The following is a 10,319-nucleotide window of genomic DNA, read 5'->3' as shown; positions in this document are numbered from 1 at the left end:
CGCCATGGTCGACATCGTAGAGTTCAGCCCGGTATTCGCCGAGGCCGCCGACTCGCGCTTCCACCACGTCAACGGAATCTGGAACTCGCGCAAGCCCACCGAGCTCCTGGCCCGCGAACGCGGGCACACCTACCTCCGTCCCGCCGACGGCGGTGTCACCCACGAGGAGGCCGACGAGGCGCTGGCGAGCGCGGACGCGTTGATCCTGGCCCCGACCGTCGCCGCGGCCACCGGGATGTGGCAGCCCGCCGACGGCGAGGAGGCGGGCAGGCTCATCGGTCACCGCGTGCTCGACCGGATCGCGCGGCGGCGGCCCGATCTGCATATCGTGCTCGTCTCCCATTTCCTCGTCGGCCACGGCGTGACCCACCGCAATGCCAAGCCGAACACCTGGAGTCTGCGGGCGCTGGAGGCGCATCTGCGCGCCGGACCCAATCGATGGACCATCCTGCGGCCCACCTGGCTGTCCACCATTCACGATCCGTCCTACCAGACCAGACTGACCGGCGACCGCCACGCCGACGGCCTGGTCAGCACCGAGAGCGTGGCCGCCGCGGTGCTCACCGCCATCGAGAACCCGGAGGCCGCGAGCGGCCGGACCGCGGCGATCTACAACCTGAGCATCCCCGAGACCGGCAGTACCGATCTCGTCTCCCAATTCGGTGCGCTCGACCGTGATTTCGAAGCGGAACTCCTGTTCGCGGCGGTGACCGAATGAGTCTGCCCGCGGGCCAGCACGAATGGGAAGCCACCTTCGGTCACGACGAACTCGACCGTCCGATACCGCCACGACGGCAACTGCTGGTGTTCGCAGACCTGGCCGACGCGCCCAGCACGGCGGGAGCGGCCCATCTGGAATCGGCGCTCGCGCTGCTCGAGAGCCGCTACTCCTACGGTCCCGACGGCCTGCTCAGCACGGTCGGCTGGGGCACCGCCTGGTTCGACCGGCACACCGAACACCTCGGGCTGATCAATGTCGCGGCGCGGATGTCGCGCTGGGAAGACCCGGCGATCGAGACCCCGCACGCGGTCTTCCATCTCGCCAGTGATCACGCCGAGGTTCTCGACGACGCGTTCGACACCCTGTTCGGTGACGGACCGAACGCGCAGGGGCAGTACCTGAAGGCGCAGAGCGTGCGGCGCGGATTCGTCGGCGCGGGGCTGCCGAGCGAGGCGCTGCCCGAACTCGGGATTCCGCAGCACTCACCGCTGCTCTTCGGATTCCACTCGATCCATCGCGGAAATCAGGCCACCGAACAGTCGATCACCATCGGTGACGGACCCCTGGCGGGCGGTACCACCGCGCACGTCAGCCGGATCGAACTCGATGTGGAGCGCTGGCACGCCAGAAGCCGCGACGCGCAGGCCGCGCTGTTGTACGCGCCGACCGTCACCGCGGCGCAGGCCGAGAAATTCGCCGACGACGCGCCGAGCGACTACCAGTCCTACGAGCAGACCGCGCGGTCGCACGGCATCGTCGGCCACGCCCAGGCCGCCGCCCGAGCGCGGGTCGACAACGTGCCGGTGATCAACCGCCGTGACTTCGCCACCGTCGATGACGGAAAACCCGGCACGCATTTCGTCGCCCTGCAACGAGAGTTGCGTGATTTCAACAACACTCGCGCCATCATGAACGCCGCGGACGGTCCGGGTTACCACCGTGCGGTAGGAGCGCGCAGGCGCAACGGCATCAACGCCTTCTTCGACGTCACCCATCGCGCCACCGTCGGCATTCCGCCGCGCGCGTCGCGCGCCTACCCGTACCTGAGGAGCTGAGCGATGGTCGCTCCGAACGATATTCGCGCCGACGAGGTCATCGACCGGGATTCGGTGGACGCGCTGCGAGAGATCCTGGACGATCCCGCCATTCCGGTAGCGACCACCGCGGTCGGGCCGGGAGCACGGATCGGCGCGGTGCGCGAAGCCGTGGATCACCTCACCACGGTCGGCGCGCTCGCGGTGGCCGCGCATTCCGCCGACGCGGGAGCACGGCTGCTGTCCACACTCGCCGACGTCGACGCGGGGCTCGCCGACACCGTGCAATGGCATATCGCGCTGTCCGGCTTGCTCGCCGGTCTCGAACCGGGCCGGGCCCGCAACACGCTGCTCGGCAATATCGGTCGCGGTGATGTGCTGACCTGGGCGCACACCGTGCGCGGATGGTCGTGGTCGGAGGGCGCACCGCCACACGCCGACGCCCCGATCGGTCACGCCGAGGGCGAACTCGAGATCGATCACTATCCCGGCCTCTACGACTACCTGCTCGTGTGGGAACCGACGGGCGGTTCGCTGATCGCGGTACCGACCTATCGCGACCGGATCTCCTGGGAGCAGACCGTTCCGGCGTCCGGGCGACCGGTGACCTGGGTGGTGCGTCTGGCCCGCACCACTTTCCACGTCGACGACCTCATCCCGCTCGACCGGCATCCGCGCGAACTCGCGAGCTGGCGCGAGCCCATCCACCCCGCACCGACATCAGAAGGAGCTCATTGACATGCCCGCACCGAAACTCGTTCGACGGCTCGCGGCGGCCGTGGCCGGACTCGTCCTGGTCACCACGGCGGTCGCCTGCGGATCGAACGGGGGACCGGGCGCCGCGGCCGGCGGCCAACCGCGCCGCGGCGGCGACGTCATCTTCCTGGAGAACGGGGAGTTCACCGGCTTCGCCCAGCAGGATCTGCGGACATGGCAGACCTCCTCGGTAGCGGTCAATCTGTTCGACCGGCTCCTGTACCTCGATCCGGAAACCGGCAAGCTGGCTCCGTGGCTGGCCACCGCGTGGACGGTGAACGACAATTTCACCGAAATCGAGCTGACGCTGCGAACCGATGTCACCTTCAGCAACGGGACTGCGCTGACCCCCGCGGTCGTCGTCGCCAATCTGAACCACTTCGGGTTCGGTGACACCAAACGCGGCATCACTCCGTCGCGTCCGCAGTTCGCCCGTTACGCGGGGTCGGAGGCGATCGGGGCGGACAAGGTGCGCATCCGGCTCAGCGAACCCGACACCGGATTCCTCAACAATCTCGCCGACCTGCGGCATTCGATCGTGGCGCAGTCCACGATCGACCTCGGCTACGAACAGGCCTCGGAACTGGAGAACGCGATCGGTAGCGGTCCGTTCACCTTCGCCTCCGAGAAACCGGGCAGCGAGATCAAGATCGTCCGCCGGGCCGGATACAACTGGCCGCCCGGCACCGCCGACCACACCGGCGAGGCCTATCTGAACTCGATCACCTACATCATCTCGAGCGAGGGTGCCTCACGAACGGGCCTGCTGCTCTCCGGTCAGGCGCACGCCGCGCGCGACGTGCTCATCACCGACGAGAAGCAGTTGCAGAAGCGTGGTTTCCACTACTTCGGCGCACGCCCGTTCGGCGGCGTCCGCGACCTGGAGATCAACCCGACCGCCAACCCGCTCATCGCCGATCTGCGTGTCCGGCAGGCGATTCTGCACGGCATCAACCGTGCCGAACTGATCGAGGGGCTCTACAACGACAACTGGATCGCCGCCAAGGGACTCGTCCAGTCCAACACCCCGGGTTTCGTCGATATCGGCGCGCAATACGGTTTCGATCCGGCCCGCGCGAACCGGCTGCTCGACGAAGCGGGCTGGACGGCCAAGGGCGCCGACGGGATCCGGACCAAGGACGGCACCAGGCTCTCGTTCCGGGTGTATCCCGAATCGCAGTGGGTGGTACCGATTCCGGACGCCGAGCTGATCGCGATCCAACTCGCCCGCATCGGCATCCAATTCGAGATCGTCAAGGTCGACCGCGCCACCTACACCGCCCAGGTCGCCAAGCCCGACAATCCGTTCTCCTGGGGGCACACCACGGCCACCGATATCAATCAGCTGTGGAACCGCTACCGCTCCAAGGGGGTCGGCGGACTCGCCGATCCGGCCTTCGACAAGCTGCTCGACACGATCAAGACCATCCCGGTCGGCCCGCAGCGCACCGAGGCGGTGGGCGCCGCGCAGCGCTATCTGCTCGACAACGCGCTGATCGTGCCGTTGCAGGAGACCCAGCAGTCCTTCGTCACCGCCCCCGGCCTCCAGGGATTCATCCCGGAAACCCTGGGCCGGTCGTACTTCTACGACGCCTGGCTCGACGAGTGACACCGCGCTAGGCATTCGACAGCACCCGCCCACCGACGCCTTCCACCCATTCGAGGAGAACCCGACCATGACCGCAACCACCCGACTTCGGCGCTTCGCCGGTGCGCTCGTCGTAGCCGCGCTGACGGTGACCGCCGCGGCGTGTAGTGGCGCACGGTCGGGTTCGGGAGGCAGTGGTCAGCCGTGAGCAGACCGATCCCGTCCTCGTATCCGCGCTACCTCCTGGCCCGCGCGGGCCAGGGCCTGGTGGTGCTCGCACTGTCCTACCTGGTGGTCTTCCTGCTGCTGTTCTTCCTGCCGGGAGATCCGATCAGCGCCCGCCTCAACGACCCCGATTCGAACTATTCCCCCGAGCAGGTCGAACAGCTGCTGACCTACTACGGCATGGACCAGCCGCTGTGGGTGCAGTTGTGGCACGCGGTCCGACGGTTGGCGCAGGGCGATCTCGGCTATTCGCTGACCACCGTCGAACCCGTCGGCAGGCGTATTCTCGACGCGCTCCCGTCCACCGTCGAACTGGCCACCATCACCCTGGTCTTCTCGGTGGTCCTCGCGCTCGGACTGGCCGCGATCGCCACCGGCGCGCCCTGGGAGCGGGTCCGCCGTTTCACCACCGCGATTCCCGCCGCGCTGCTCTCGGTCCCGACCTTCGTCGTCGGACTGCTGGTACTCCAGGTGTTCTCCTACAACCTCGGCCTGTTCAGCACCTTGCAGGCCGACGGCTGGAGCGGGGCGATACCGGCGGCCGCCGTCCTGGCCCTGCCGGTGTCGGCCCCGGTGGCGCGGGTGATCATCGAGAACGCGCAGGAGGTCCAAGGGGAGCCGTTCGTCACCTTCGCCCGATCCAAAGGGCTTGCCGGACTGCGTATTCTCTTCGCGCACGTGGCCAGGCCCTCGGCGCTGCCCGGCGTGACCATGCTCGGTCTCGCGGTCGCCGAACTCATCACCGGCTCGGTCATCGTCGAAGCCATCTTCAACCGTCACGGCGTCGGCTCGGTGATCGAATCCGCGGTGTCGAGTCAGGATTCCCCGGTACTGCTCGGGGTGATCCTGCTCGCGGCAGGCGCGATCGTCCTGGTCAATCTCGCCGTCGACCTGACCTACCCGCTGCTCGATCCGCGACTGCGCGGCAGATCCGCCATCTCGGTCACGGGTTCCGATGTGAAGGTGCCGTCATGAGCGCTCCCACCCTCGAAGACGACAACGCCGGGGCCGTCACCGACGATCCCGGGGCGACAGGCCGTACCGGGCACGGGACCGCGATCCGGAGTCGGCTCACACCGACCGCGGTGATCGCGGGCGTGGTCATCGCGCTGATCCTGCTCGCCGCGGTGGCACCCGGACTGCTGAGTACCCACGACCCGTATCGGGAGCACCTGAACGAGGTACTGCTCGAACCCTCGGGCACGTATTGGCTGGGGACGGACTACCTGGGACGCGACATCTACTCGCGCGTCGTGCACGGCACCGGCATGTCGGTGGTGAGCGCGCTGCTCGCGGTGGTGATCGGTCTGCTCGTCGGCTCGGCCGTCGGCCTGGTGGCGGGCCACTATTCGGGTACACCGCTCGAGGGTTTCCTGATGCGGCTGGTCGACGCGCTCATCGCCATCCCCTCGCTGCTGCTGTCGATGGCGATCGTGGTGGCGCTGGGCTTCTCGACGATCAACGCGGCCATCGCCGTCGGCGTGTCCTCCGTCGCGGTCTTCGCGCGGTTGATGCGGTCGGAGGTGCTGCGGATCGAGAATCTGCCGTATCTGGAGGCCGCCGAACTGGTCGGCGCGCGTGGCCGGTCCCTGATCGTCTCCCACATCCTGCCCAACGCGTGGGCCGGTGTGCTCGCGCTGTCGGTACTGCAATTCGGCGCGGCGATCATGTCGATCGCGTCGCTGGCCTTCCTCGGCTACGGCGATTCGCCGCCCTCGCCCGAGTGGGGCGTGCAGGTCGCCGAGGGCAAGAACTACGTGTTCTCGGCACCGTGGATGGTGGCCGTGCCCAGCGTCGCCGTCGTCGTTTCCGTCGTCGCGTTCAACCGGCTGAGCGCTTTCATCAAGGAGGTGAGTACCGATGAGTGATCCCGGTGCGCACGCGGCCGCGCTGCTCTCGGTCGACGGTCTCGGCGTGGGATATCGGCAGCGGGGACAGGTGCGCCATACCGTGGTCGACGTGTCCTTCGTCGTACCCGAAGGCTCGGCGACAGCGCTGGTGGGGGAGTCCGGTTCCGGCAAGTCGACCATCGCGAACACCGTCCTGCGCCTGGCCCCACCCAACGCGGTGGTCGAGTCGGGCGATATCCGCTACCGCGACGAATCGCTGCTGACGGCACGCAATCGACGGTTGCGCGCGTTGCGTGGCAGCGAAATCGCCTACATACCACAGGATCCCGCCAACTCGCTGAATCCGGTGCGCACCATCGGCAGTCAGCTGCGCGAGACCCTGCGCGTCACCGCCGCCGTACCGGCCGACGAGATCGCGGACCGGGCCGCGGCGCTGCTCGCCGATGTCGGAATACCGCGACCGGACGAGGTCGCCCGTCAGTATCCGCATCAGCTGTCGGGCGGAATGTTGCAGCGGGTGCTCATCGCGTCGGCGATCGCGGCCGGGCCCGCGCTGCTCGTCGCCGACGAGCCGACCTCAGCGCTCGATGTCACGGTGCAGCGCAGGGTGCTCGATCTCATCGATCGATTGCGCGCCGAGCTCGGGCTGAGCCTTCTGCTGATCACCCACGACCTCGCCTTGGCGCGAGAACGGTGCGACGAACTCGTCGTCCTGGAACGCGGCCGGGTCCGTGAGGCCGGTCCGGCGCAGGTCGTATTACACCGTCCGCGCAGCGAATACACGCGACGGCTGCTCGCCGACGTGCCCGCGCTCAATGCGGACAAATTCGCTAAGGCCACCGTCTCGGAGACGGCCGCGATCCACGCCCGGTCGGAGAACCCGACGCCGGTCGTCGAACTGTCCGGCGTGACGAAGGTCTTCCACCGGCCGGGCGGTGATCTGGTCGCGCTGGACCGTGTCGGCCTGTCGGTGGCGAAGGGAACGACACACGCCATCGTCGGTGAATCCGGTTCGGGCAAGACGACGATCGCGCGGTTGGTGCTCGGTCTCGAGCGGCCGACGGCGGGCGAGGTACTTCTCGACGGCACCCCGCTGGACTATTCCGACCCCGGCGCCCTGCGCGCCGCGCGACGACGGATTCAACTCGTCTACCAGAACCCTTTCGTCTCGCTCGATCCCAGCTACACGGCGGCGCGGTCGGTGGCCGAACCGCTGTTGCGCCACGGAATCGGCACCCGCGCCTCCCGGGCGGCGCGAGCCAGGGAGCTACTGAACCTGGTGGGTCTGGGCGACCGGACCCATGATTCGTTGCCCAGGCGGCTCTCGGGCGGACAGCGGCAACGGGTCGCGATCGCCCGGGCGTTGGCGCTCGAACCCGAGGTATTGGTGCTGGACGAGCCGACCAGCGCGCTCGACGTGTCCGTGCAGGCGCGAATCCTCGAACTCGTGGTCGATCTGCAACGCGAACTCGGGTCGACCTATGTGCTCATCTCGCACGACCTCGGCGTCGTGCGCCAGATCGCCGACACCGTCACGGTGCTGCGCCACGGCGTCGTCGTCGAATCCGGTTCCGCCGCCACGATCTTCGCTACACCCACCGACGACTACACGCGGGACCTGATCGAGTCGGTTCCCGGATGGTCCGCCGCCGAGGGCCGCGTCGCGGTCCCGGTCTGAACACGGCCGAAACACCCAGAGCAGGAGATGACGATGTCAGCACAGAATACGAATGGCGTGACAGGGGCGGACGCGGCAGCGGTGACCGATACCGAACTCCTCGAACGATTCCGGCCGGTCTTCGACAGGATCGCCGAGGGCGCGCTGGATCGCGAGACCACCCGCAGGATTCCCCTCGAAGAGGCGGGGTGGCTTCGTGACCGGGGTTTCGGCGCGTTGCGGGTGCCGCGCGAACTCGGTGGCTCCGGTGCCACGTTGCGCCAGTTGTTCCTGTTGCTCATCGAACTCGGCGCCGCGGAATCCAATCTCGTGCAGGCGTTGCGCGTGCATTTCCGATTCACCGAGGACAGGTGGCGCGAACGTGACACCGAGCGCGGACAATTGTGGCTGCGCCGGATCGGCGAAGGCGCGATCGTCGGCAACGCCAGTAGCGAGCGGTCGGGCAACGTCCGCGGGCAGACCAACACCACCCTCCGGAAGCAGGGCGACAAACTCCTGCTCAACGGCGTGAAGTACTACAGCACCGGCAGTCTGTACTCCGATTACATCTCGGTCGCGGTCGTCCGCGACGACGGTGAACGGGTCACGGCCCTGGTTCCCAGCACGGCCGAAGGCGTGCAGCTGCTCGACGACTACTCCGGTTTCGGTCAGCGCACCAGCGCCAGTGGCACGTCGACGTTCACCGACGTCGAGGTCGACCCCGACGCCGTCATCGCGTTCGACCGGGTCTTCGCCGGGCAGGTGGCGATCGTGCAACTGGTACACCTGGCGACGCTGGCGGGGATCGTGCGCCGCGCGGTGGACGAGACCGCCGGATTCGTTCGTCGCCGCCGCCGGTCCTACAGCCAGGCGAGCGCCGACCTGCCCCGCGAGGATCCCCAGGTCCAGCAGGTTCTGGGCCGCGCCGACGCGGTGGCCCACGCCGCCGCCGAGATCGTGCTCGGCGTCGCCGCCGCTCTGGATCGTGCCTCGGACGCCCGTTTCGCCCTGCGCACCGCGGCGCGGGAGCAGCGCACGCCGGAGGCCGAAGCGCGGGTGCGAGCCCTCGAACTCGACGCGGAACTGAACGTCTACCGTGCCCAGACGACGGTGATCGACCTGGTATTGCGCACGACCACGGAGATCTTCGAAGTCGGCGGCGCGTCGGCGCTGGACGAGAGCCTGCACTTGGACCGGCACTGGCGCAACGCCCGAACGCTGGCATCCCACAATCCGGTGATCTATCGGGAACGGCAGCTCGGTGACTACCTGCTCAACGGCACCGAACCGCTGAATCAGCCTTCGGTCGGCGAAGCGCCCGGTCTGGCCCCCGCCGCCGACGATTCCGCTCCCGCGCTGGTCGTCGTCTCCTGAGACTCGGCCGTGCGGCGGGAAAACCCTTGCCGCACGGCCGATTTCGAGCGCAAGATCAGGAAGCGGCGTCGAGGCCGGTGGTCAGCACATCCTCGGTGACGTTCTCGATCCGGTCCCGTGCCAATTCGCGCAGTGTGCGCATCACCAGCGACACCGCCGGATTGCGCAGCGCCCCCTCCCGGTGCACGGCGGTGACCGTTCGGCCGCCGAAACCGACGCCCTCCACCACGATCTGACGCATCGTCGGCGGAACCGACAGTCGAGGCACCAGTGCGACACCGACACCCGTCGCGGCCAGCTGGCACATATTCGGAGCACCGACGACGCGATGTTCGACCTGCGGCACGAAGCCGGACTTCTCACCCAGCCGAACCAGCGCTTCGGCCAACCCGGAGTCCTGCGGACCGGTGATCCACGATTCCTGCGCGAGCGCCGCCGCGCCCACGGTGCGGATGTGCATGTGGAATTTGCGTGGGGCGAGCAACACGAGCGGGTCGTATCCGAGGTCGTGGCTGTGCAGTCCGGCCGTCGCCGTGTCGGCGCGGAAGCTCAGGCGCGAGGTCAGCGCGATATCGATATCGCCCTGGCGCAGTGAACGCAGTGAATTCGGGCTGTCGGCCTGGAGGATGCGCAGCTGGAGTTCGGGCTGTTCGCGGCCCAGCTGTTCCAGCAGCGGCGCGGCCAGACTCGCGATACTCGTCTCGAAACCCGAGATGGACACGCGCGCGGCCGATTTCTCGTGCGTGACGGCGACGGCGCCGATCGCCTCGTCGACCACGCGCAAGATGGTGCGCGCGTGCTCGACCAGCACCTCGCCACCCGGTGTCAGGCGCAGCGTGCGGCCGTTGCGGCGGAACAGCACCGCGCCGACTTCGTCCTCGAGTATGCGCAATTGCGCCGACACCGCCGAACTGGTGATGTTGCGGCGTTCGGCGACAGCGGTCAGCGTGCCCAATTCGGTGAGGTCGCACAACAGCATGAGACGACGGAAATTGAGCATCACGCGCTCCCTGGCTTCGAAAAGGAAGTCCTACCGGTGGGGGCGACCGTCACCCCGTCGAAGGTCGTGCGACGAGCCGTGATCGGCTTTCCCACAGCCGATCCGGAGTACGCG

The 10,319-nt window shown here is 68.0% G+C and carries 9 protein-coding genes; 8 read left to right on the top strand and 1 reads right to left on the bottom strand.

Annotated features, from left to right (window positions below; all coding sequences use genetic code 11):
- The 8 genes from JZ792_RS33895 to JZ792_RS33860 form a co-directional block, all read left to right on the top strand.
- Window positions 1-718, top strand: a 718-nt coding sequence (locus JZ792_RS33895; RefSeq protein WP_216916983.1) for an NAD(P)H-binding protein, incomplete at its 5' end; no start/stop codon positions are given.
- Window positions 715-1,776 (top strand): DUF7405 family protein, encoded by a 1,062-nt coding sequence (locus JZ792_RS33890; protein ID WP_216916982.1) that lies wholly within the window; start codon window positions 715-717, stop codon window positions 1,774-1,776. The genes JZ792_RS33895 and JZ792_RS33890, both read left to right, overlap by 4 nt.
- Window positions 1,777-1,779: 3 nt before the next feature.
- Window positions 1,780-2,493, top strand: a complete 714-nt coding sequence (locus JZ792_RS33885) for a hypothetical protein (protein WP_216916981.1) — start codon at window positions 1,780-1,782, stop codon at window positions 2,491-2,493.
- A 1-nt stretch (window position 2,494) separates the two neighbouring features.
- Window positions 2,495-4,120, top strand: coding sequence for an ABC transporter substrate-binding protein (locus JZ792_RS33880; protein WP_216916980.1), 1,626 nt, complete (start codon window positions 2,495-2,497; stop codon window positions 4,118-4,120).
- Window positions 4,121-4,303: 183 nt separating this feature from the next.
- Window positions 4,304-5,299, top strand: coding sequence for an ABC transporter permease (locus tag JZ792_RS33875; protein WP_216916979.1), 996 nt, complete (start codon window positions 4,304-4,306; stop codon window positions 5,297-5,299).
- The gene (locus tag JZ792_RS33870; RefSeq protein ID WP_216916978.1) at window positions 5,296-6,192 is read left to right on the top strand and encodes an ABC transporter permease; all 897 of its coding nucleotides are present in this window, start codon (window positions 5,296-5,298) and stop codon (window positions 6,190-6,192) included. Before JZ792_RS33875 ends, JZ792_RS33870 begins: the two co-directional genes overlap by 4 nt.
- Window positions 6,185-7,852 carry a dipeptide ABC transporter ATP-binding protein gene (locus JZ792_RS33865; RefSeq protein WP_216916977.1) on the top strand — a complete coding sequence of 556 codons (1,668 nt, stop codon included), beginning with the start codon at window positions 6,185-6,187 and terminating at the stop codon, window positions 7,850-7,852. The genes JZ792_RS33870 and JZ792_RS33865 overlap by 8 nt, the downstream gene beginning before the upstream one ends.
- Window positions 7,853-7,885: 33 nt before the next feature.
- Entirely contained in the window at window positions 7,886-9,205 is a 1,320-nt protein-coding gene (locus JZ792_RS33860) for an acyl-CoA dehydrogenase family protein (RefSeq protein WP_216916976.1), read from the top strand.
- A 55-nt stretch (window positions 9,206-9,260) separates the two neighbouring features.
- Here the strand turns inward: JZ792_RS33860 and JZ792_RS33855 are convergent, their stop codons facing one another.
- Entirely contained in the window at window positions 9,261-10,205 is a 945-nt protein-coding gene (locus JZ792_RS33855; protein ID WP_216916975.1) for a LysR family transcriptional regulator, read from the bottom strand.
- Between the last annotated feature and the right edge of the window lie 114 nt (window positions 10,206-10,319).

Source organism: Nocardia noduli, assembly GCF_019038455.1.
In the GTDB taxonomy this organism is placed as follows: Bacteria; Actinomycetota; Actinomycetes; order Mycobacteriales; family Mycobacteriaceae; genus Nocardia; species Nocardia noduli.
This window is presented reverse-complemented; position numbering and strand designations above follow the sequence as displayed.